The 26,262-nt window shown below is 35.3% G+C and carries 16 protein-coding genes and 1 pseudogene; 12 read left to right on the top strand and 5 right to left on the bottom strand.

Translation table 11 applies throughout. The features are described from left to right. The first annotated feature begins 71 nt into the window (after positions 1-71). From B045_RS0103195 to B045_RS0103180, 4 genes are all read left to right on the top strand, one after another. Positions 72-1,304: a nucleoside recognition domain-containing protein gene (locus tag B045_RS0103195; protein WP_018462830.1), complete on the top strand. Its 1,233-nt coding sequence runs from the start codon at positions 72-74 to the stop codon at positions 1,302-1,304. Positions 1,305-1,324: 20 nt separating this feature from the next. Beyond that, a complete protein-coding gene (locus B045_RS0103190; RefSeq protein ID WP_025882789.1) occupies positions 1,325-2,818 on the top strand; it encodes a lipopolysaccharide biosynthesis protein in 1,494 nt (497 codons plus the stop codon). A 661-nt stretch (positions 2,819-3,479) separates the two neighbouring features. Further along, positions 3,480-6,614: a DUF4450 domain-containing protein gene (locus B045_RS0103185; RefSeq protein ID WP_018462828.1), complete on the top strand. Its 3,135-nt coding sequence runs from the start codon at positions 3,480-3,482 to the stop codon at positions 6,612-6,614. A 112-nt stretch (positions 6,615-6,726) separates the two neighbouring features. Then, positions 6,727-8,061: a glycoside hydrolase family 28 protein gene (locus B045_RS0103180; protein WP_018462827.1), complete on the top strand. Its 1,335-nt coding sequence runs from the start codon at positions 6,727-6,729 to the stop codon at positions 8,059-8,061. A gap of 3 nt (positions 8,062-8,064) precedes the next feature. Here B045_RS0103180 and B045_RS14200 read toward each other — a convergent pair whose 3' ends face one another. The 5 genes and pseudogenes from B045_RS14200 to B045_RS15905 all read right to left on the bottom strand — a co-directional run. Beyond that, positions 8,065-12,255 (bottom strand): hybrid sensor histidine kinase/response regulator transcription factor, encoded by a 4,191-nt coding sequence (locus B045_RS14200; RefSeq protein WP_018462826.1) that lies wholly within the window; start codon positions 12,253-12,255, stop codon positions 8,065-8,067. A gap of 115 nt (positions 12,256-12,370) precedes the next feature. Next, the gene (locus tag B045_RS0103170; RefSeq protein ID WP_025882788.1) at positions 12,371-14,476 is read right to left on the bottom strand and encodes a hypothetical protein; all 2,106 of its coding nucleotides are present in this window, start codon (positions 14,474-14,476) and stop codon (positions 12,371-12,373) included. Positions 14,477-14,614: 138 nt separating this feature from the next. Beyond that, positions 14,615-16,657 carry a RagB/SusD family nutrient uptake outer membrane protein gene (locus B045_RS0103165; RefSeq protein ID WP_018462824.1) on the bottom strand — a complete coding sequence of 681 codons (2,043 nt, stop codon included), beginning with the start codon at positions 16,655-16,657 and terminating at the stop codon, positions 14,615-14,617. Between the two features lie 28 nt (positions 16,658-16,685). Next, the gene (locus tag B045_RS0103160) at positions 16,686-19,922 is read right to left on the bottom strand and encodes a SusC/RagA family TonB-linked outer membrane protein (RefSeq protein ID WP_025882786.1); all 3,237 of its coding nucleotides are present in this window, start codon (positions 19,920-19,922) and stop codon (positions 16,686-16,688) included. 268 nt (positions 19,923-20,190) lie between these two features. Beyond that, positions 20,191-20,304 (bottom strand): annotated as a pseudogene (locus tag B045_RS15905) (transposase); the annotation flags it as partial. A gap of 108 nt (positions 20,305-20,412) precedes the next feature. On the opposite strand from B045_RS15905, the gene B045_RS0103155 reads away from it, so the two are divergent. The 8 genes from B045_RS0103155 (at position 20,413) to B045_RS15755 (ending at position 25,975) form a co-directional block, all read left to right on the top strand. After that, a complete protein-coding gene (locus B045_RS0103155; RefSeq protein ID WP_018462822.1) occupies positions 20,413-20,724 on the top strand; it encodes a hypothetical protein in 312 nt (103 codons plus the stop codon). A gap of 168 nt (positions 20,725-20,892) precedes the next feature. Continuing rightward, positions 20,893-21,588, top strand: a complete 696-nt coding sequence (locus B045_RS0103150) for a hypothetical protein (RefSeq protein ID WP_018462821.1) — start codon at positions 20,893-20,895, stop codon at positions 21,586-21,588. Between the two features lie 349 nt (positions 21,589-21,937). Then, complete coding sequence (locus B045_RS15760) at positions 21,938-22,063, top strand: hypothetical protein (protein ID WP_018462819.1); 126 nt, start codon at positions 21,938-21,940, stop codon at positions 22,061-22,063. A gap of 34 nt (positions 22,064-22,097) precedes the next feature. Next, positions 22,098-22,244: a helix-turn-helix domain-containing protein gene (locus B045_RS15580; RefSeq protein WP_081618586.1), complete on the top strand. Its 147-nt coding sequence runs from the start codon at positions 22,098-22,100 to the stop codon at positions 22,242-22,244. Between the two features lie 10 nt (positions 22,245-22,254). After that, on the top strand, positions 22,255-22,863 hold the full coding sequence (locus tag B045_RS0103135; RefSeq protein ID WP_025882783.1) for a hypothetical protein: 609 nt from the start codon (positions 22,255-22,257) through the stop codon (positions 22,861-22,863). Further along, on the top strand, positions 22,860-24,806 hold the full coding sequence (locus B045_RS0103130; protein WP_018462817.1) for an AbiJ-related protein: 1,947 nt from the start codon (positions 22,860-22,862) through the stop codon (positions 24,804-24,806). Before B045_RS0103135 ends, B045_RS0103130 begins: the two co-directional genes overlap by 4 nt. Next, entirely contained in the window at positions 24,793-25,635 is an 843-nt protein-coding gene (locus tag B045_RS0103125; protein ID WP_018462816.1) for a hypothetical protein, read from the top strand. Before B045_RS0103130 ends, B045_RS0103125 begins: the two co-directional genes overlap by 14 nt. A gap of 217 nt (positions 25,636-25,852) precedes the next feature. Further along, a complete protein-coding gene (locus B045_RS15755) occupies positions 25,853-25,975 on the top strand; it encodes a hypothetical protein (RefSeq protein WP_262502956.1) in 123 nt (40 codons plus the stop codon). Positions 25,976-26,262 lie beyond the last annotated feature (287 nt).

The following is a 26,262-nucleotide window of genomic DNA, read 5'->3' as shown; positions in this document are numbered from 1 at the left end:
AAATATGTTATGCATTATTTTCACATTTTATTTGCAACGATTGGAAAATTATTAGTATTTTTGCACCCATTATGGTATTGAATTATATTTGGATTGCATTCTTTGTAATCGCTTTCATCTTTGGAGCAATACAGTTGATGATGGGAGACACCACTATCTTCAAGGCAATGGTAGACTCGACATTCGATTCCTCCAAGACAGCATTTGAAACATCAATCGGTCTTACCGGTGTGCTTTCATTATGGTTAGGCATTATGAAGATTGGCGAAAAAGCCGGAATGGTTAATGTCTTGGCAAGAGCATTAAGTCCTGTTTTCACAAAGCTTTTCCCTGATATTCCTAAGAATCACCCTGTAATGGGAAGTATTTTTATGAATATAGCCTCTAACATGTTGGGACTCGACAATGCTGCCACTCCTACGGGTCTAAAGGCGATGAGTCAGATGCAGGAATTGAATCCAAAGAAAGACACAGCTACCAATCCAATGATCATGTTCCTTGTGCTCAATACGAGCGGACTTACCATAATACCTACAACAATACTAGCTTTCAGAGCCACTTACGGTGCTGCTTCGCCAACTGATGTCTTCATACCTATACTACTTGCAACTACAGTTGCAACTCTTACGGGTATCATCATTACATCTTTATGGCAGAAGATAAATCTTTTTCAGCCCGTACTTCTCACCTTTATATTTTGTCTATGTGCCTTTGTTGGTTTGGTGATATGGGGATTCGGAAATATGGATAAGGACACCATGGCAACAGTTACCGGTTTAACAGGAAACCTTATTCTGTTTAGCGTAATTCTAACTTTTATCGTAGCTGGATTTATAAAGAAGATAAATGTTTATGACGCTTTCATCGAAGGTGCTAAAGAAGGATTCACGACTGCAGTACGCATCATTCCATATCTAGTAGCTATATTGGTAGGAGTTGGTGTATTCCGTGCTTCCGGAGCAATGGACATGCTTATCCATGGCATTTCATGGTGCATGCAACAATTTGGACTTAACACCGATTTCGTTGGTGCACTTCCAACAGCCTTTATGAAACCTCTATCAGGAAGTGGAGCACGAGGATTGATGCTTGAGTCAATGAAAAATTACGGTCCTGATTCCTTTGTGGGTAGACTAAGTTGTATTTTTCAAGGTTCTACCGACACCACATTCTATATACTAGCTGTTTACTTTGGCTCAGTGAGCATAAAGTACACACGCCATGCCGTAGCTTGCGGTTTGCTTGCAGATTTAGCTGGAGTACTTGCAGCTATAGCCATAGCCTATACATTCTTCGGAAATTAAGAAAAAAATAAAATAATTATATGGCAAATTTAAAATCGCTAGCTAAAGATACCGCCATCTATGGGATGTCAAGTATCGTAGGGCGTTTCTTTACTTATCTTCTTGTGCCGATTTATACGGCAAAACTTTCAGCAGCAAGTGGTGGATATGGTGTTATTACTAATCTTTATGCCTACACAGCACTTCTGCTTGTGATTCTCACTTATGGTATGGAAACTACATTTTTTCGCTATGCCAACAAGCCAAATGAAAATCCTGAAAAAGTTTACTCTACTATATTGATGGCTGTAGGATTCACGTCATTACTCTTCATCGCTCTCATTTTCCTATTCTTACCACAGATCTCAGGTTTCATGGGCTATAGTGATCACCCATCATATGTTTGGGTAATGGGACTAACGGTGGCAATTGACTCATTCCAGTGCATACCCTTCGCATACCTTAGATATAAGAAGCGCCCAATAAAGTTTGCCACATTGAAGTTGCTCTTTATAGTAATGAGTTTTGGACTCAATATTCTTTACTATATTGTTCTTCCTGCACTATACAAAAATCATCCTGATATTATCGGCAAAATTTATGATCCTACAGTCGGAGCTGGATATGCTTTCTATATCAACTTATTCTGTACAGGTTCAATTACATTCTGTTTCATCAAGGAATTCACTGGTTTCAAATATGTATTCGACAAAGCTTTAATGAAGCGTATGATGTCTTACAGTTGGCCTATTCTTATACTTGGTATAGCCGGAATATTAAACCAGACTGCTGACAGAATTATCTTCCCTTATATATACAAGGGTTCAGACATGAACATGCAACTTGGTATTTATGGAGCTGCGAGTAAAATTGCCATGATTATGGCACTAATAACCCAGGCTTTCAGATATGCCTACGAACCGTTTGTATTTGGTAAAGCCAAAGAAAACGACAATCGTGAGACCTATGCAAAGGTAATGAAGTATTTTGTTATCTTCACACTATTCGCATATCTCGTTGTAATTGGTTATATGGATATTCTCAAACACCTCATTGCTAGGGACTATTGGGACGGACTTCGTGTAGTACCTATTGTTATGATAGGAACGATGATGTATGGTATATATTTCAATCTGTCATTCTGGTATAAACTTATTGACAAGACTATATGGGGAGCTTACTTCTCTGGAATAGGCTGCGTCGTGCTCATAGTCAGCAACATTATCTTTGTTCCACGCTTTGGATATATGGCATGCGCATGGTCGGGAATAACAGGTTATGGTACTTCTATGCTCATATCATATTTTGTTGGACAGAAGATGTACCGCATAAATTATCCGCTTGGCGAAATGGCGAAATATTTAGTATTATCAATCATACTAAATGTAGGAATGACCCTTTCAAACAATTATATCCCTGATGCTGGTGCAATAGCAGTCAACACAGTCTTAATTTTAATTTTCGGAGCATATATTGTAAAGAAAGATTTCCCATTGTCAAGACTTCCTATGATAGGAAAATACTTCAGACACTAACAAATAAAAAGATGGCAGCCGATTTCCACACGGAAACCGGCTGCCCAGCTTTTACCTGATTTTTATTAATAACTCTTTTATATCTTAATATTGCTAATACTTTATCCTAATCTTTTTACCCAAACTAATTTATCTACTGAGTCAATCTTTTGCTTTTGATACTTTATATTCGAAATAATTATGGTAACCTATTTATTTACATAATGCAAGCGAGTGTAGAATCATCAAACTTAGTTCAATGTCATTCTCATTGCATTTTTTACATGATGCAAAGATAATGCCAAATACATAATTGCCATGAGGAATTTCCATATTAGTAAGTAGGGATTTCCATATTAATAATAGGGAGAAACTCAAAAAAACATAATATTCAAAGGTTTAAAACATCGAAAATACGCTGTATTTGAGTACAATATATTTCATCAATAAAGGTAATTGTCTACATAATTATTACGAGTAAAAGCTATCTAGAAAAGCATGTAAAGTCGTTGAATGTTTATATTAAATCCTCGTAAATAGTGTAACAGCCTAGAGTAAAAGAATGTATAAAATATATACAAATAGCTTTTTTGGGGAGAAAAGACAAAAACACGTTTAATTTTTTTGCAAAAATAATTATATTTCGTAAATTTGTAAACTCGAATAAGACCTATTACAAACTATGAAAAAAATATTATTCTACTTATTGGCTTGTCTTTCATTACAGGTTAATGCACATTCTTTCTTTGTTTTTAATGAAAGCAATGATTATACAATTATTGACTTTAATAACCCAAAGTCTGGTAAAGATGAAGGTAACAAATTACCCTCACCATCAAATGACAACAATGGCATAAAGGAATCAAACAAAAAGCCAGCAAGAACCTTTCAATATTATCCTAACGGGAAAGATATTGTCTGTATTAATGGAAACAACAGATACACCCGTGCCTTATATGGCACACATACCCTTTATAGACTTGAAACCAGCGACCGTCCAATCTTCGCTTCGTACAACAAGGCTAAAAGTAAGAATTTCCGTTTTTATATTGTCATAGAAGGTAAAGCTCTCAGATTAGACAGTACTAGTTATTGCGAGTCCAGATATAGTGGCGGCAGACGTTCGTATATTGTAAAAGATAAATCCTGGGGAGATGCAGAAGTTAGAATAGTAGCTTTGGCATCACAATCTGGTGAAGGAGCATTGTGGCAAATCATAACAAGGGGATTCTCTCCTAAGGTTAAGCTAGTGGTTAAGATGTGCCAGACTGCCAAAACGAAAATGATGCGTGAAGGTGACTATGGATTGGAACCAAGAAGCAGTTATGAGGCTTCACCTGACGAAAAAGATCTTGTAACATTAGAATGGAATGCTTCTGGCGAGACTTATTTAGTCTTTGAAGACCCTGGAAAAATGGAAAATATTGCTAAGAAATATGGGCGTATTCTTTTTGAGAAAGAAGAAAAAGCATTGAAAGACATTACAAGTGGTCTCCAGTTTTCCACACCTGACGATTTCATCAATACGCTTGGTGCAAATCTTTCTGCGGCGGCAGACGGTTTATGGGATGATTCAACATGGCTTCACGGATGTATCGGTTGGCGCATGCCATTGTGCGGTTGGCGTGCTGCTTATGTTGGTGATGTACTTGGATGGAACGCCAGAGCTATCTCTCATTTCGATGCTTACGCAAAAAGTCAGGTTACGAATGTAGAACCTATATACCCTCACCCTTCGCAAGATTCGACAAACAACTTGGCAAGAGGCGAAGAGAAATGGGGCACGCAGATGTACAGTAATGGTTATATTTGCCGCTATCCAAATAGAAACGACAATATGAATCATTACGATATGAATCTGAATTATATAGATGAATTGTTATGGCATTTTTCTTATGATGCGGATACGGTAATGATGAAACGTTTATGGCCTGTTTTGAAACGAAACATTGAGTGGGAAAAACGTAATTGGGACCCAGACGGCGACCATCTATATGATGCATATTGTTGTATATGGGCAAGTGATGCTTTGTATTATAACAGTGGTGCCGTGACACATTCTTCTGCATATAATTACAGGGCTAACAAACTGATGGCAAGAATTGCATCTATAATAGGTGAAGACCCTAAGCCATATTATGAAGAAGCTGACGCCATATTGAAAGCAATGAACTCTCGCCTTTGGATAAAGGATAAAGGACATTGGGCTGAATTTCAGGATTTAATGGGATTAAAAAGATTGCATGAAAGTGCTGCTCTTTGGAGTATCTACACACCAATAGACTGTGGAGCATGTTCCTCTGAACAAGCTTATGAAGCCACAAACTATGTAAACAACAGTATTCCTCATATCCCTGTAGAGTATATTATTCCTGAGAAATATAAATCATTAATGCCTCCCGTGGAAAAGAATTTGTACACTCTATCCACATCAGACTGGATGCCCTATGATTGGAGTACGAATAATGTAGCCCATGAAGAAGTGGCAAATATGGCTCTGGCTTATTTCGAAGCAGGGAGAAAAGAAGAAGGTTTCAAGTTACTAAAAAGTGATTTACTTGATGAGATGTTCCTTGGGGGAAGCCCTGGTAATTTCGGGCAAATCAGCTATCTAGACAAAGCACGCAGTGAGGCTTATCGTGATTTTGGTGATAATATTGGCATTACCTCACGTGCCATTGTGTGCGGATTATTCGGAATCAAACCAGATGCTTTGTTTGGAAAATGCATTATACGTCCATCATTCCCTGAAAGTTGGGACAGTGCTTCTGTACATACCCCTTATCTATCATATAAGTTTCATCGTGAAGGCTCTAAAGATGTTTATGAGGTTACACAGAACTTCACCCACCCTTTGCAGTTGATTCTGCGCATGAATCTTGATGCTGGTCGTTATGTAGATATCACAGGAAATTCAGACAGTGTACAGACATTTACATTCGACCGTGATAAACAAATGTCGAATATAGAAAGTCGAATATGTTCTAGCTATGCCGATTCATCCAAAGCGAAAGCTAACACTAAAGAATATATTCATAAAATGGGACTTGATGATATATCAGCTGTCGAAAAATCACAAGCATTAAACATTGACAAGTATTTCAATTCCAATGTTGATGACATCTATAAGAATGAATATCTATCACCACGTTCTCCATATACAACCTTAGAAATTCCAAAACAAGGCATTGGACAATGGTGCATACCCAAACGTACTGCCGAAATAAATGATAGCGGATTGCGCGCCAAAATCATTAACGACAAATATGATACTGGCATAGGAGTGAGCTTCCGTTCTCACGCAATTGGTAAAAATATCATATACACATCATTATGGGACAATTATCCAGACAGTGTAGTGATTTTGGCAAAAGGTAAGGCGAAATATGCTTGCTTCCTTTTAGCAGGCAGCACCAACAATATGCAGAGTCGTATAGACAATGCTATCATTGTTGCTACTTATCAAGATGGGACAAAAGATACACTCGCTCTGCGTAATCCAATTAACTGGTGTCCTATAGAGCAAGAATATTATTTAGACGATTTAGCTTTTTGGACATCTCCCGTTAAGCCATATCGAGTACATCTTGGTTCAGGAATTGCAACACGCGACCTAAGAAAAGTTATCACCGTGGGAGATATTGAAAAATCGGTTAATGGTAATCCAGATAGTGCAGAGCCACAGTTCATCAAAGACGGGGCAGCAGAAATATTGAAGATGCCTTTGAATAAAGAAAAGAAGTTGCGTTCATTTACTTTGCGTACATTGTCAAATGATGTCGTAGTAGGCGTGATGGCAATTACATTACAGAAGTAATAGCTTAATCGTTTTGACATATAATGAATGATTTTATATCATGATTGTATAATTTCATATCTTAGGTTCCTTGAAAGGATGTATTTTTGTATGCAAATCAAATAATAAACAAATGATTAAATACTTAACTGCATTCATTTTTATATTTACAGCATGTCATGTCACTGCATATAGTAAAAGTCAAAACGAAAAGTTCCCTGACGGTTCTATTATACCAAGTTGGTTTACTGATACGACACAAGTAAACATAAATAAATTAGGGAAACAATACGTTATCACAGACTATGGAGTGGTTAAAGACTCCTCGGTTATACAGACTGGCAGAATTCAATCGGTAATAGACAAATGCCATAATGAAGGTGGTGGTGTGGTTGTCATCCCATCAGGAACATATCTCACGGGTTCCTTATTCTTCAAACAAGGCACAAACTTGTATATCGCTAACGACGGAAAATTAAAAGGTAGCGATGCCATAACCAATTACAAGATAAAACGCACTAGGCTTGAGGGAATGACAACAAACTATTTTGCGGCACTTATAAACGTTGACGGGGTGAGAGATTTTTCTATTTCAGGCAAAGGAACTATCGACGGAAACGGTCTAAAATACTATGACGAATTTTGGTTAAGAAGAAAAGTAAATCCAAAGTGTACCAATCTGGAAGCATTAAGACCAAGAATGCTTTATATCTCAAATTCGTATGATGTAAAAATCTGTGGTGTTAGAATGATAAATTCTGGTTTTTGGACAAATCATATATATAAATGTAATAAAGTAAAATATCTAGGCTGCTATATATATTCACAAACAAATGCTTATCCCAAAGGTCCCAGCACAGACGCAATTGACATTGATGCCTGTGAGAATGTACTGATAAACAATTGTTTCATAAACGTAAACGATGACGGAGTATGCCTTAAAGGTGGTAAAGGTACTTATGTTGACAAAGATTCCACTAATGGTCCATGCCGTAATATTATAGTTCAATATTGTAAATTCGCAAAAGCAGGAGGTGGTATAACCTTTGGTAGTGAATGTTATGATGCCACAAACATCATTATGAGAAGCTGCGACTTCAATCAGACAAGCAATATCTTATTGTTCAAGATGCGTCCAGACACGCCACAAAGATACGAATATGTAAGAGTTGAGAACTGTACTGGTAATACAATATACGGCATAAGGACGAAAATTTGGACACAGTTCTTTGATTTAAAGGAACGTAAAGACATGCCACGTTCATACATCTCAAATGTAGAGATGAGAAATATCAATATTACATGTCAAAAAGGATTTTACCAGTTGAAACCTTCAGATAAATATGACCTTGGCTCTTTTGCATTTTACGACATCAATGCTCATGATCCTTATGGAACAATGGACACCTCATTCTTGAAAAGTTGCAAGATGAAAAATGTTAGAATAAATGGGGATAAGATTCAATGAATCTTATCCTCCTCTATATTGTGATGGCGGAATACCAAACTGGTCTTTAAAGCATTTACTGAAATAATACGGAGTATCAAAACCTACCTCATAAGCTACCTCTGACACATTCTTTTCTCCTTTTTTAAGAAGTTCAGCAGCATATTTCATTCTTTTTACCCTTAAATATTCATTCGGAGTATAACCCGTTACGCCTCTTACTTTATTATAAAAAATAGTCCTTCCAAGATGTAACATCTCTGCTATTCTCTCCACAGAAAGGGTCTGATCGCTCATTCTTGACGTGATGATGGCATCTAACCTTCGCACAAATAGTTGATCTTGCTCAGAAGAGCATAATGAAGGTCTCACTTCCTCAAGGCTTTTTGAATACTTTTGTTTCAAAATCTCTCTTCCATTCAACAACTGGAATATTCTTGCAACAAGCAATTGGGGGCTGAATGGCTTAGTTATATAAGCATCCGCGCCAGACTCCATACCCTCTAACTGACTTTCATCATTGCTCAATGCCGTAAGTAAGATAATAGGAATATGACTGGTTTCAAAATTGTTTTTCAAACGCTTAGTCAATTCAAATCCATTCATACCCGGCATCATAACATCACTGATAATCAAATCAACATCATATTCTTTTGCTTTGTCAATACAACTTTTCCCATCAGCTTCTGTTTCTACCTCAAAATAATTACTTAGTTCATTTCCCAAAAATTCCCGAATATCATTATCATCCTCAACAAATAGAATCTTCTTTCTGTTCAACGGTTTTGTTCTATTTGCAGCTGTCTGCGACACATCAAGAAGCTCATTAAACTGTAACGTATCCTCATCATCTCGCAGGATTGGGTTATCCTGCACTAAGAAATCATGTTCATCGTATACATTAACATCCGTCGGAATCTTAACTATGAATATAGATCCTCCACAAGGATTCTTCTCATAGTCTATCGTTCCATGATGCACTGCTACAAGTTCCTTTGTCAGATGGAGTCCGATACCAAAACTTTCACCCGTATAACTACTTTGCATAAACCTACTAAACAATTCATTACGTCTCTGATCGGGCACCCCCACTCCTGTGTCTATCACCTTGATGGTCATCATTCCATCATCAAAAGACATATCCAATGATATCGCTCCATTAGACGGTGTATATTTAAAAGCATTAGAAAGCAGATTAAACACTATTTTATCAAGATGCTGCTTATCAAAAAACATCACATGAGTATTCTCTGATGATGTGAATTTATAATCTATTTTTTTAGAATCGGCAGCATCTTCAAATGTCAAGAACAAATTCTTCACAAAATAAACAACATCACTCTGTTGAAGAGCCAACGCCAATTTCCCAGCCTGCATCTTTCTGAATTCCAGCAGTTGATCTATCAACCTTAGCATGCGTTTGACACTCTTGTTCATTGTGCGTATTGACTTGTCCAGCTCTCCATGCCAATTGTTAGCTTTCACTATTCTTGTCTCCTTTTCCAATGACCCTTCGATAAGAGTAAGAGGAGTACGAAACTCGTGAGCGATATTTGTAAAAAACAACAACTTATATTTAGTCAACTCCTGTTCAAATTTAACTTTGCTACGCAGCTCATTCTTTTCACGCACATTTCTCACGATTAAATACATTACTACCACAGCAATAACAATGTATAATAATATCGCCCAGAAAGATAAATACATAGGCGGATTTACCATTATAGTGAGTACGCTTTCGCTTCCCCAAACACCATCGGCATTACAAGCTTTAGCGTGAAGTATATATTTACCAGAAGGAAGATTTTTATAAGCTGCCCAAGATATTGGTGAGGCTCCACTCCATGTTTTATCATATCCCTCAAGCCAATACGTATACTTAACATTTTTCACATCAGAATAATCCAATGTGGAGAAATCTATTACAGGAGAATTATCACTATAATCCAAAGTCATCATGTCCGAATAAGGTTCCGATGTAAATACTACATTCACATTGTCTTTTGCATGGCGCAATTTCCCTGGTTGTATGATCGTCAGACCATAATATCCTCCCAGCAATATTCGTCCATCATCTAAACAGATGGCAGCGTTTTCGTTATACATATTCCCCATTGGGCTAGAATCAAGACTATAGTTTTCAAAAGTCTTTCTACGCAAATTAAAACACGAAACTCCTTGTTGGGTAGATATCCAATAATCACCTTTTCTATCCTCAACAACACATTGCGTCATATCATTCACAAGCCCATTTAAACGGTTATAGTACTTGAATTTCAGCCTATTATAACCATTTTTACTCGTTGTTACACATACTCCTTCTTCGGGAATTGCAAGCCATATTCTATTTTTACTATCAACAAAGATATCATGTATTTCTTTGCCTGTCAGATACTGGATATAGGCATTCTTGTCAAAAATAAACTTATCAGGATTAAAGACCAACAATCCGCCAGTTGTCCCTACCCAAATCCAGCCATTACGATCTTTTATAATACAACGAACCTCATTTGTGCCCACGCTATCAAGAAACATCTTTTTTATGAGATAATTCTGACCTCGTCTCATCACTGCACTTAATCCATCACCGTATGTACCTACCCACATTCTGTTTTTATTGTCTTCTGCCATACAGAACACATTATGGTTGCCGAAATCCAATCCATCTACACCATAGATTCCTTTTCCACGAGTACCAATCCAAGTCTGTCCGTCACGAGCCTCTTTTATGGCATATACGTTTGAATCATAATGACTTTTACCTTTCATCTGCTTCATATCCGAACTGTATCTATACAGCCAGCCAGCCCTTGTCGCAACTAAGATATCACCATTTTTTGATTTAGAAATCATTCTCACGGTATTAGAGAAATCCATCCGCCTCTTATTATCTGGGAATACACGTTCTGTGTTCTTTTCAAGGACCTGAATATGTGCCACTCCACCAAATTCTGTACTAATCCATATCCCATCATTCCTATCAGCAATCATATCCAACAAATGATTGGATTTTATCGGAGAATCCGTTTTCCCATCAGCCATGAAATGCTGTTGGCGTTTAAGATCATGGCTAAATACGAAGAGTCCGTTACCATAAGTTGAAATCCATATAAGTCCATGATTATCCTCCACAATATGGTATCTCTCATAATCAATATAATTTGTCTCGCCAGAAGGCAACAGATTAAGACTTATCAAACCTTTTTCTGTAATCAGCCTTAGCTCACCTGTTTTATTATAAATCCATTTTCTTCCTCTATTGTCTTTCACGATTTTACCATTGGCTATATCCCATTCACCGGAGCAACGTTCAACCTTACTTTTCTTTATATCTACAGAGTGGCAACCTAGATTAGTAAATATCATCCATTTCCCATTCCATACGACATCATCCACGAAATGCTCTCCTTTATCAAAAGCTATTTTCAGACACACTTGTGTCTTATTTCCTTTAAGTTCGTATAGTTTGCCTTTATCCGTTACAAGCATCTGTCTACCACCAACATATCTGGTCTTAACAAATTTATTACCTTTATTAGCACAAATCAGTTTCTTTTTACCATATATATAAAGTCTTGTAGGAGTGCATATCAGTATCTTATTTTTACTGACCGTATCAAACATCTCTATCTCATCACTTCCAATATTATCCTTCCCAAATCTCTCAATATAGAATTTGCCATTCAATAGGCATACTCTCATTGCTCCATTTTTCTTCCCATACATCCATATTTCACCAGCATTTACAAATTTGGAATTAGTAAAATGTGGCTTCTTTTCACCAGACATATAATCAGATTGGGTACCTGTTTTTAAATCAAGGCATTCAAATGTTTCAGAAACAGTGTAAAGCCACATTTTATTATTTGCGGCATCTTCTATTGTCTTTTTGATTCTACTGTCATCAATAGACATTGGACTATTATTATGACGATACACTTTTATTTTATTACCGTCATAACGAGCAAGTCCATAACGTGTACCAAACCAAATAAATCCCTTTTTATCCTGACACAAAGAGTTTATTGTTATAGAGGGTAATCCGTCTTGAATTGTAAGATGTTTAGCTTTTACCTGTATCGGCAAAGACACGGTATCAACAGCTGTAGAATCAAGAGACTCTTCAACATGGTGACTTGCCTGTCTTGAGTTGTTACGACAACCAAGAAGGCATATTGTAGAAACACAAAATATAATTAATTTAATCCTATTCATAGTATTATGAAATGCTTTGCAAATATAACTAAAGAAAACGGATTAACAAAATTTGACACATATAATAATAAACCGGAGTTTGAAAACAATTCAAACTCCGATATAAAATATTGATTTATGGTAGTGGTTTTAATCCTTCCCATTTCACATTCCAATTTCCATTATCAGGGAAACCGACATTTGTAGTCGTACTGCCATCCCATCCTGCACACATCATTGCCACAGACATCAACAAGCCTCCATTACCCGGAAGATAAAGTCTTAGACGATCATCCTGATAATTATGTCCACTCACAAGATAAGTGTTTTTCTGCTGATTCATAAGCAATGCACTCACAGCCTTGTCAGGTTCTCCCATACGTGCGGCGCACATTGCCATCATTGGATAATCCCACCCCCAAGTGGTATCCCATTTCCAGTTTTTCCAAATCCACTGTTCTGTTTTCTTCATCTTAGCAATATCCACCTGATGGCTGTTAAACGGTAAAACACCTACAGCCCCAAGTACGGCTGGATGATCACTATACATTCTTTCATTTGAATATGTATCTGGCTGAGTTTCTGCCGCTAGATAAAGTCCATCTTTATCTGCCAATGGAGAGATCTTTGATATGATGTCATCCCAATGTGCATTTCTATCTTTTCCCAAACGTTCACGCCAACTTTGTGCTATCTGCAAGGCAAAATGCCAATAAGATAATTCAAAAGGAGGGTTCACTGTTGTTGAAGCAGGTAACGTTTCTTGTGCAGCAATGCATCCTCTTAATACATATCTATTTCCGACAGAATCATATTGTGCAAAGTCTGCCATAAATTCAGCCGTTTCCTCTACAAGTCGAGCATACTTTTTCAATACCGCCTTGGAATGATTCGCACGGTACAACAGTTCTGCAAGATAGATAAGATGAGGTTGTTGCCAAATCAAGAAACTCCCGACATCCGAAGGAGCCTCATCACCACTAGGGTCTGTCATCTTCATCCACCTCACGCCTTTAAATCCTTGTCTTCTTGCAATTTCTCGTGCTTTATCTTCAACTTTAAAATACCACGACAAAGAACGGTCTAGCATTTCAGGGTGTCCCCACAAGGCAAATTGTGCCTGATGCCAGAGTATCATCTCCAAATGGAACTTACCAAACCATGAATTGTATGTCAGACCTGTTTCTTGTGGAGGTGTATCACCGCAATCCTGAATAGCCAATAAATATTGACTTAACACTACCCTGCGCTCCATTTCTCTAGCTTGTGCTGCCTTGCATTGGGAAAAGTCTGCCATAGCACCTTTAGTCCAATAACCTTGCCAATACTTGTCTGCTGCTACTTTTATATGATTAAATGTCTTTAAGCAAGGTGTTGTTTCTTTTTCTGAAAACAAACATGTGAAAGACAATTCTTTACCATTAGCATCAAGTACATAATAGTTTCTAGACCGTTCACGTAAATTAGCATTACCTTGCCAAGTTATTGTCACATAATAAACAGTTTTACCTATTGTACGTTTCAATATAGCCCAGTTTGCCGAGTTTTTCACTAACACCGTACTGTGCAAATTATTAGAAGTCCAATTACAAGCATCATCACTATGACCACCTGATGGGTATGGGAATCTGAATTTCAGGGTTATCTTACCATCTGAAACTATATTAGAAGCTATTCTGTCAGAAACAGGATCACATACTGTACTCACATGATATGCCTTACCTTTGTATTTAAATTTACTATTGATGATACCTCTATACATATCCAGAGTTTCATCTACTGACTTTATCTGATTAACATCATTGCCTAGTTCCAATCCTACAACACCTAGGTGCAGACGGTGAGCGTTAACACGATACCAGTCACAAGCACCCTTTTGACGAGCATCGCCTTTAATCTGTACGGCATAAGGTTCTAGTCGCCCTCTTCCTAAATCATAATTACGCAAAGTCTCTTCAAATTTATATCCATTAGGGTTGTCAAAAGAGTGCCATCCCCAGTCACTCATTGTTCCCAGAGGTATGCCTTTTGAATATTTCTCAGGAAAAGACTGTAGACCTGTTGCATCAACTGTAAACGCAAACCCACCATTGCCCACAGACAACGAACTTAACGAATCTACAGATGTAACATGTGGATTATTCCTACTAACAACAGCATATCTATTTATTTTAGAGTTCCCACCAAAAATAGAACAGCTTATCAAGAAAAATAGAACAAAGACTTTGCTTCTTTTATTCATATATTTATTCAAAAGTTCCATACTAATTTATTTTATGATCTTAATGCGACGGATAGAACTGAAATGTACACAACTATTATTTAAACTCAAATATATAGGGTCTAGTATATAACTAGACCCTATCTTTATTCATTTTTATTAATAACCTGGTAGTTGCGTCAAATTAGGATTGTCAATCATTGGATGACCAGCCGACTTGTTTGCAAACGGCAATAGTTCACAATGATTTTCCCTATAACCATAATAAATACCATCGCTACCATCAGCAGTTGCAATCCAAGCAGGGTATGTGCCACCGTTTTCCACACTTCCAGTCGGTTTTGTATAGATAACACTACCAACTTGAATACTACTTGCGCCATTCGTGAAACCTACAGATTTGCGTGATTTTACGTTGAACGAACTGTTATATGCTTCAAACATATTGATAGGATACCACATTTCTCCTGCTTGTATAGTTACACCATGTGCAGCCAATATTTTAGCTAGCTTTGCCTGATATGCAGCATCAAGCTTACCTGGAGCAGTTTTAATTATAGTAATCTCGGCAGGATCTGTAATATCGACATATTTTAAAGCAAGGAACTTATCACCATAAGCCTGTGCATCTACATGATATTGATACAAACGGAATGTAGCAACATTTGCATAATCGCCTTTGCGATCAGACAAATCTTTCATCGCTTGTTGGGTAGCTTTAATTTCTTTTGCCAAACGTCCCATTCTAATAAGGTCAGTACGTAGCATAAATTCATTACTGAATTCCCATTTGCGCTCTTGAGCAATCGCATCATCAAAGTCTGACTGATTAGATGGTATTGCCATAGCGCCTATACCAGCACGGTCACGAACATTTTTCAATGCTGCAATGCCCTCTGTTGTAGGACCATTATGTAAATAGTTCTCTGCTTCGGCATACATCAAAAGCAAGTCAGCGTAACGTAATACAGGAATATCAAGATTACGTTTTGCAGCTTCTATTGGTTCTACGCACCAAGACAAACGGAACTTACCACACATGATACTAGAGAATGTTGTACCTGTATCAATCCAAGTATCTGTGTCAGCACCTTTATTTAGGAAATATATACTATAAGAAGTACAGCTCACGTCTCTACGAGTATCGTTCTTGTCAAAAGACAAATAATAGGTAGGTAGATTAAACTGCATCGCTTTACGAGAACCGAACACACCACCACGTGAACCTGGATGACAAAGAACACCGAAGTCTGAATTTGTAGTTGCACCATATTGTGCTAATTCCCACAACATCTCTGGGTTTGTTGTAGAGAAATTACGCTGACAATGGTTGTACCATAATTTCTGAAATCCACTAGTTGTAGCATCACCTTGTACCAAAGAATTAGCACCATGATCGATCACATCTTTACAAGCCTTATCAGCAATTTGATACAAGGCTAGTACACGAGCATTATCTGGACGACGCTCTACTTTCAATGTACTTTCATCATTTGTTTCAAGATTCCAACGAAGAGAATATCCAGCTGCATACAATGCTGTTCTTGCCAACAAAGCATTGGCAGCCTGTTTAGAAATACGTTCCGGAGTAGGATAGCCACATTCTGCATACCAAGGAATGTAATCTACAGCTTTCTGCAGATCTCCAACAATATGATCATAGATTGTATCACGTGACACACGCTTTGGATACAATGCCTCATTCTTATCTGTAATGTCTTCCATCGGAACCCAACGAGCTGGAACATCTCCATAGATTCTGATAAGATTCAAATAACTAAAAGCTCTGATTGAAAGTGCTTCACCCAGTAATTGGTTACGCTTCTTTGTCTCAGGCATATTATTGAGTTGCTTGATTGCGATATTAGCCTGCTCTATTGTACCATACTGCTCATTATATACTCCTGTTAGAGTTATCGGAGTCGTTGCATCATACAAATAATTACAGATATTGTATTTAGAGTTGTTTGTACCACCATCTTCTGATGCATGAGTAACACAATCACCCTCACCCATCTGATAATAAAAATCGGAATTAATCAGACCACGATAGCATCCTTCAACAAAGATTTCAGCTTTTGTCTCGCTTTCAAACACAGTCTGCGTATCATCTGATGTATATGGATCCATTGAAAGCCAATCCTGACAAGACACTAAGCTTGTCATCAATGCTGCGGTTATTATGAATTTATATTTTTTCATGATTACTCTTTTATTATAAAATACTTATTTAGAATGTAAGATTCATTCCTAAAACAAAACTTCTAGAGTGTGGATAGGTAGAACTGTCGTAACCAGGAGTACAAACCACATTATTTGCTGCCGAAACTTCAGGATCATATCCGCTATATCCTGTTATGGTAGCGAGGTTATACACTGTGAAATACACACGTGCGCTAGCGATGCTTATTTTACTCAATAGTGCTTTAGGTAAAGAATATCCTAATGTAACCTGTCCTATCTTGAGATAAGAACCATCTTCTACATAATAGGATGATGGATAAGTGATATAGTTTGAATTAACCTTACTTGTACTCCACAATCTTGAAGATTCATTTGGGTTGAGTTCCTGCAAACGAGCTAGTGTTGTAGCAGCTTGACCAGTAAGAGGATCTATCATACGATAATAATTATCACCAAACTCCGATGGCACATTTTGGAACATTGCATAAGGACTCATACTGTGCTTTGTAGCATTATATATATCATTACCTATTGAGAATTTCATGAATAAAGTTAAATCAAATCCTTTATATGTTACCGTGTTATTGAAACCACCTGTGCAATCAGGAGTACCATTACCAATCTTTACCATCTTACGAGTAAACTGAGTTCCATCTTCATTATCAGCTGCAAACTTTATATCACCTGGTTGAACAGTCTGCACCTTACCTGAATTTACGGGTGCGACAACACCATCTTTCAAAACAAACTTACCATTTACCTCATTAAAGTCTGCTGTTGTATAAATACCTTCATATTTATATCCATACATATCACCAAGAGGTTGCCCCACTGTGGCATAATAACTTACAGAACCACTACGGTCACCACCTACACTGAATGTTTTTGTATCTATCCCATTCTCCAAAGACACGACCTTTGATTTATTGAAAGATAAGTTGAGATCAGATGTCCATCTGAAGTTCTTACCCTCTATATTTGTCGTATTAAGAGTGAACTCCCAACCTCTGTTACGCATCTTACCGACATTCTGATATTGATTCTTATAACCAGTACTGCTTGGTATGATACACTTCATCAATAAATTGTTGGCTTGATTATTATACCATTCTGCCGTCAAGTTAACACGACTATTAAATAAAGACACATCAAGACCAATATTGGTAGAAGCTAATGTTTCCCATTTCAGATTATTATTTCCAAGAGTTTCACTTAAAACGTATGAAGGATTAGTAATACTGTTGTTCATTGGGTAAATAGACAATGCAACATTTGTACGATATAGATAATCTGAAATATCATTATTACCAGTTTCACCATAACCAACACGAAGTTTCAAGTTATTGACCGTATTAGCAAGTAAACTGTTTTTGAAAAATTTCTCTTCTGTAATACGCCATGCCGCAGCTACTGAAGGAAAATATCCCCACTGATGACCACGAGCAAATTTTGAAGAGCCATCGGCACGTAATGATGCTGTTAATAAGTAACGTTCATCATACGTATAATTAAGACGACCAAACATTGAAACCATCCCACTGTGTGAATGGCCAGAAGACTTATCCTTGACATTTGCCACTGATATATCGTCTAGTCCATGATTAGGAATAGGAAATTGGTTTAAGGTAATATCATTACTCTCTGACTCTGAATAGGTAACCTCATGACCTAGCAAAGCACTTACTTTATGTATTTTAGCAAATGTCTGGTTGTAGTTTAATGTATTGGTAATCTGCCAAAGATAACTTTCTGCGTTACCGATACTTCCGTTGATACCTGTATTAACAGGATCCGTCAGATAAGCTGTCGAATTTTCATCTGAAAATGATGTTGACTTCGAATTAGACCAAGTATAACTACCTGCAGTACGCCACGTGAAGTGCTTGAGGAAATCAAACTCTAAACCACCGTTAACAGTGAACAAACGAGAGTTTTTCTTACTTGTTGACGCAAGATTCTGAACCAAAGGATTGGCAGTATCGAAACTTGAATCCAAACTTGACAAGTCTAAGTATGTCTGAGTATTAATCAATTCATTTTCTGTAAACATTGTACCACCATTGATAGGTTGCAACAACACATTTTTCATGCCAGAATAAGCACCACCACCATAAACACTACGTCCTGTAAACATAGCATTTACATCAAGTCTTACACCTTTCCATAATTCTGAATTAATCTTAGCTCTGAAAGAGTTTTTCTTATCATTGTGGTTTGCTAAAAGACCGTCTTGATCAAAATAGTTATAACTCAACATTACCTGAGTCTTTTCAGAACCAGTTTGTATATTGACGTTATGATTTTGTTTCATTGCACTTCCGCCAAACACTTCATTTTGCCAATCAACACCGTAAGAATTAGCATAATTATCAGCTATACGTCCGTAAGCGCCTGCATAGAAGTCTGCCTCGTCTGTAGCTTTAGCATTATCAAATACATTGCTCCATGCCGAAGATTTACCCTGTAAAGTAGCCATTTCATACTGATACTTCACAAAATTCTCGGCATTGTTCATCATGTCTAATTTCTTAGACAAGCGGTCAAAAGCGAAATAAGTATTGTATGAAACTTGTGTCTTACCTTTCTTACCTGATTTTGTTGTAATAAGAATGATACCATTAGAACCTCTAGCACCATAAATGGCTGTAGAAGACGCATCTTTCAAAACGTCAATACTCTCAATATCATTGATATCTATATTTTCAAGAGCATTACTCATTTCAAAACCATCTACTATATATAGAGGTGTAGAACCTTGAGTAAGAGACATACCACCACGAACCGTGATTGTTGTACCAGAACCTGGCGCACCACTCTTTGAAATGATATTCACACCAGACACTTTACCTTGCAAAGCCTGAGCAGCAGAAGCTACTGGCACATTTGCCAGTTCCTTTCCATCAACAGAAGATGTAGCACCGGTCAAATCTTTACGCTTTACTTTAGCATAACCGATAGAGACTACTTCATCCAACATTTGGTTGGAACTTGTTAGCTTCACATCAATTTTAGAACGTCCATTAACAGGAATTGTACGTGTTTCATAACCTACGTATGAAACTACGATTTGTTTTGCATTCGATGGTAAAGATATTGTATATTTTCCATCAATATCAGTTACTGTTCCTCCTTGTTGACCTTTCACTCTCACTGTAGCACCAATAATCACATCTTGATCATCAGAAACCACACCTGAAATTTTCATGGTCTGCGCAACCAGCGCAATTGGCATGCTTATAAACAAGGCTATAAATAAGCATAACTTTAGTTTCAAATTACTCATTTGCTTAAGTTTAATAGTTTTTAGATTTACTTTCACAAAAGTAGCATAACGCACTATTTTACTGAATACAAAATTATACGGAAGCATATACATCCGTCCAAAAAGCAATATATAACCTCAATATATACGATAAAACCACGATAAATTAAACAGCCCTTGCTTGTTATTATTATCACCATGCTTTCCATAGTTGTGTACGATGAACACGGTTCGAATTATGAAAAATGAATTTAATGTTTTGTCTTTAGACATCATTGATTCACGATAAATAAATCCGTTTCTTATTGCTTTTTAGTACATATTTTAACATCATAGCATCAAAAAACTTGCAAAAATCATCTTCCATAAAGAAAATTTCTGTATTTTTGTCCTCAGTCTGCATAGCGACAAGGGTTCGTAATTCTTTTATTACCACTAAAACTTACAGCTTTTTTCACTAGACACTTACCATTAATAGAACACATGTTTATATAACATTAATTTTAAATACATGAATATTAAATTAAAACACGCCCAAGAGGTCATAGAACTCTTAAAAGGAGAAAAACCAGAAACGTTTTCTTCTCACAAGTTTATCGGTACTTATATTAAATTGTATGAGTATGATTATATCGAAATGCTTGTGGAATACAAGAATAAAGAAACTCCTAAAATATTTAGAGAGATTCATCGTCAAATGGCCAACTTTTTAAGAGACAATCAAAAGGTTTTAGGCATTAGTTTAAATGGTACTGTAAAAGACATGAATATTCATCATTTGAAAACCGAATGTAAGAATTGGGAATTTACACAATCAGAATAACAAACAACGAAATACCATTCTCTTTGGTTTCAATAAAGATTCAATGGATGATTTTAAAAAATAAAAGAATTTGTTTTATCACACAACAATATCTGTTCCAAAACACTTTTTGTGGTAAGCATTAAGTTGTTTTAATAATCAGCAGAATTGTTGGCATATTATATAAATATGGATTATAATACAATTGATTGGGTCTTCTCTACGTTACCGCAGATATTAGCAGCATTTGTGGGTTTACTTGTAACAGGCGTTATATTCATTTATTCGAAGATTGGAAATGACACCTATCCTGAAGATACATGGTATGGAATTATTGAACCATTTCAAGCTTCTATTTGGAAGAAATTAAAAATTGTTCTCATAACTACATTTATTTTATTAACTATTGATTTGATCGTATTAACTAATGATAAAACTATTGCTAACGAGCCATATTATAAACTTGTAATATACTTAATGGCTATATGTAATTTCATTCCTATAATAAAGATTTTTCAGCTTGTTTTAGAAATAATGAATCCTAACAAATTTGATAACATAATCCATAATATAGCGAAAGAAACACAAAATGAAGGAATAGATTTTATCAGCCCAACAGAGTTCTTAAACCATATGATTGATCTAGAAAGAAACATAAGAAAAAAATATACAAATGTCGAAAAACATACAAATATTCTATCAATAAGAATAATAATGCAATATTATTTTGAAACAGGTGTTATTAATAAAGACGAATTCGATTCATTTCTACATGCTCTACAATTACGTAATATAATTGTCCATGGAGGAGAAGTAAATGATGTCAATAAAAATATTGACGAATCAATCAAAATGATAAATAGAAAATTCTTGTCATTACATTAGGATAGTCAATAATTGATATAGGAAAGGAGCTATTCATGATAAGAGAGTTGAGATAAAAGGAATGTTATATTAAATTTTGCTTATTGTTAAATTATCATGGGTGGAAATCAAAACCTTTACTTCAAAGGGGAATGGAATATATGCTATACGTATGGTAAGACTTTGATTATATTGTATTAAATATACCAATACTACCGTGACTCTTAATCCTAGTGGATATAGAAAGCACCTAAGCTTAATGGTATAATGGAGCAATTAAAAAGCATTGCTGTAGAAATAAACCAGAAACTGAAAGATAAGGACTGGAAAATCGATGATGATGGTGTTTTAACAATTGAAGATTATGAAGATGAAGAATATTAAACAAGTACGACCACAAGGTTTCCTTGCTGACCTCTTGTCTGACATTGACGAGAAGGAAATGAAGCATACGGAAAATCGGATGCTTTTGGCAATGATAATAAGAGACTCTTAAACAGAAACAAATTTCACAAAAAGAATTTACTAAAATGATGGGTAAGAACGCTACAGTTGTTTCAGAATGGCTTTCCGGAGACAGGAATTTCACTATTGATACTTTGACAGACATCAGTGTCGAGCTTGGTATTAGTTTAATAGATACAGACTGTATAATTAAAACATGTAATCATTTATAAATTTATTATTATGAATTCAAATATGGACCAATGGAAAAATGTATTAGACCCGAAAATTCTTAAACCAAATTTAGAATTTATATCGTTATACATTGCGCTGTATGAAAAATTAGAAGATACCATAATTTCTAGAATAAAAGATTTTTATACTATAATAGAACTAGATGAAGAGAAATATAATGATAGAGTCTTGAAACTTTATGACCCAAAGAAATGCCCTAAAATAAATAAAAATTCTAAATACTTAATATCGTCATTGATTTGGTTATTAGACGAAAATGCTATAACTGATAATGACATCCTAATAATTTCTAGTCTTAAAACAGAGCGGAATAAGCTTACTCATGAAATGTTTGACATAATAACATTAGGGTTACCAAAAGATATACATCTTAGATTCTTGGATATGATAAAGGTGTTTAATAAAATCGAAAAGTGGTGGATTGTTGAAGTCGAGATACCGACTAGCTGCGATTTTGAAGATGTAAATGAAATTGATTTTGATAATGTAATGTCAGGTAATATGTGTATACTACAATTAATTCTAAATATTACACAAAATGGAAGTAATAAGGATTTTGAAGAAATTTGCAAGAAATTAAATATACCTGTGATATGATAGAAGTGAATATAACCAGAGCAGATAAAATAGATATCATTAAACAAATTGTAAGTAATGATATGTTTCTTGGTGACTATAAAGATGATGAAGGTGGAATTTTAACATTTTTAGAGATGATTTGGGATTTGCGATCTATGCCATCTCAAGATAATCGTTATACAAATGCTCGAAGTGACATATGGAAGCATATTGTCGTAAACGATGATATAACTATTGAAGAACTATTTTTAGATAGACTTCCTTCTTCTTATGAGGATGATAGTAAATTTGTTTCATTAATTAACGCTACTGTACATCCTTCAGTTATTCACGATGAGGAGAAAAGACAAATAATGATAGGGTTTATCAATACAATATTCGACAATTTTGATTATAAACTTATAATAACCGATTATTTTGGTGATACTCCTGTTTACACATTTTGTGATAATTCAATTGTGAAAGAACTCCCCAAAGATATAAAACCTAATGATATAAAGTTTTATAAATCTTCATATGATAAAAAGACATATCCTTGTTTTGTATTAGAGTTTAATTCTGATTGGAATGATTGGTTTCAGTGGAAAACATCATTTCATTTACTATATTGTAAGTGTAATTTACGTTCGGAAGATATTGGTTATTTAAAGATAATGAAAATAGATATAGATAATACAAATAGTGTACTTCCAGATAGTTTTTTCTCATTGGATTCTACATTTTGTTCTATTGGAGCTGATGATGATTTTTATTTAACAATGAAAAGCACCCTTCCAAAAGATTATTATAGTGTATTTCTTGCCTTACGTGATGCGGCAATATTTCCAAGTATAAGGGAAGAATTTGAGAATGATGATTGTTTTAAATCTTCATTACTTAGAAATAGTGAACCAAAGCAACTATTAGATTCTGCGAGATACATTATGAATGGTATAGACATTAGTAGTTACTATAAATTTAGTTATTCATTTTTAGCTCCGTACAGTCCAAAAGATAAAGAGAATATTGTTAATCTAGATTTTAATTTTAAATATGGCTCAGACTTCGACCAACGGGTTTATGCTATCATTGGTAAAAATGGAACAGGTAAAACAACGATGCTTTGCAGCATGGCCAATGATTTTGCTCTAGCAAATCCTAAGACCATAATTCCACAAAAGCCACTTTATAATAAAGTCATTACAATCTCATTTAGTTTTTTTGATAAGCTTCCGTTGCCAAAATCAAATGCTCAGTTCAATTATACTTATTTGGGATTAAAAAGTGAAAAACATGATAAAGATATAAACAAGACATTAAATTGCAAATTAAAAACGTATCTCAAAAGTATAAATGACAAAAAGAGAAGTTGTATATGGAAAGAATTTGCTAATGAACTATTCCATTCCGATATTAATGATAATATAATAGAAACTAATGATTATACAAACCCCATTGACATAGATAAAGTACTCGCAGCTAACAATTGTTTTAGCTCTGGAGAGAATTTATTGTTATACATTATTTCAAGTATTATTAGTGAAATACAAAATAACACTTTGATTCTTTTTGATGAGCCAGAAGATCATCTTCATCCAAATGCTATTTCTATATTGATGAATGTACTATATAAATTATTAGACGATTTTAATTCTTTTGCAATATTAGCAACGCATTCACCTATTGTAATTCAAGAAGTATCGTCTCGTAATGTCAAGGTCCTTAAAAGAGAAGGTAATTTATTAGAAGTATCTAATATCGAGCATGAAACATTCTCAGAAAGTCTTACAACTATTACAGACGAAATATTTGGGAATAGAGAAATCGCAAAATATCATACAAATGTTATGAAAAATATTGTAAATGCTAAGTCTAAAGATAAAACTTACAACGAAATTGTTGATATATTTAAGAATGACCAAATACCATCTCCGCTAAATTTGAAGTTATATCTAAAAGAATTGATAAATGAAAAATCTTAAACCTTTTAATGGGGATGCTAAAAAAGAATATAAAGACGCAGTATCTAGAATGCCTCGAAATTCAGTTTCAAGGTCAAGATTGGAATTAATTGAAGATGATATTGAAACAGTATATGATCATTATAAAAAAGAATTCGATAACAGCTCTTTAAATGATGTAAAGATTCATAATTGGTCTGCTAAACAAAAAGAAGATCTTTTAAGTTTATATGGCTATCATAAAAAAATAATTAGGAATATTAAAAATAATATTACTAATCAACAAATTATGACTATTAGAAGTACTTGTCAAAATTGCACGATTGATTCTGTTAATACGATGGATCATATATTACCGAAAATAGCTTTCCCTGAATATGCAGTAAATGGATATAATTTATTTCCTTGTTGTAGTATATGTAATGGATATAAAGCTGATATTACAGATCATTCCGCATTCTTAAATCTATTTATTGACGAACTGCCATCTGTACAATATCTGTTTGTTGAAGTTCATGATAATATAGACTGTCTGAATTTTGACTTTTTTTTATCAAATAGTAAAGGAGTCATCTCTAATTCATTGTATAAGAAAATTGAAAATCATTATACGAATTTACACTTGATTCAAAGAATGAAAGCTGCTTCTCTAACATATTTGGCTGAATTCATATCTACAAATAAGCATTATTATAAGAAGTTAGGGCGAGAAAGCATAATTGAGGCGGTTTTAGAGAGTATTGACGAAGATAGACGTGCTTATGGTTTTAATTATTGGAAGTGTTCTTTGAAATTAGCATTGATCTCTAGTGAAGTATTTTGGAACTATATGGATAATTTATGCGTATAGATTTTATACATTTAAACTCAAGAACATAAATGCAATAAATGATATTGCTACATCACATGAGGCTAGAATAAAGAAAGTGCTGTGCGCAAATGATGAAGCTGCTGGTAACATCACTCAGATTGCTGTGTCTCATTTGAAGGCAAAGAACAGGTAGAAGCACATGTGCATGAAACGATGAAAGAGCATTTCATCATTAAAGACAGGTCCACTTGAATTCATGATTGACCATAAAGTGGGGACGATTGATGTGGGTAGTTATGTTATGATTCATACAGGAACAAAGCACGGTATTATGGCGATTACTGACTGTAACATGATAACGGTAGGATGTGCTGTTTAGAGCGGGCGTCATTGACTATATTATGAAGAATAAATAGATTATCATGAAAATAGCCATTCATTAATGATGAATGGCTATTTTTTTAGCTATAAATATAGGCGTGTTGACGAATGCCACTATCGAATTTCGATAATGGCATCGTCAGTTAAACTGTGAGTAAGTTTCCATGTCATTGCATCTCGCTTGGCATCCTCTCGGAACTTAAGGTGTACACCATGAATGTTAGAATGTTTGAAGTCGGCAGGATTTACCACAGAGTCACTTGTAACTCCTACATGGAAACTGCC

It is taken from the genome of Segatella paludivivens DSM 17968 = JCM 13650 (genome assembly GCF_000373185.1).
Lineage (GTDB): Bacteria > Bacteroidota > Bacteroidia > Bacteroidales > Bacteroidaceae > Prevotella > Prevotella paludivivens.
This window is presented reverse-complemented; position numbering and strand designations above follow the sequence as displayed.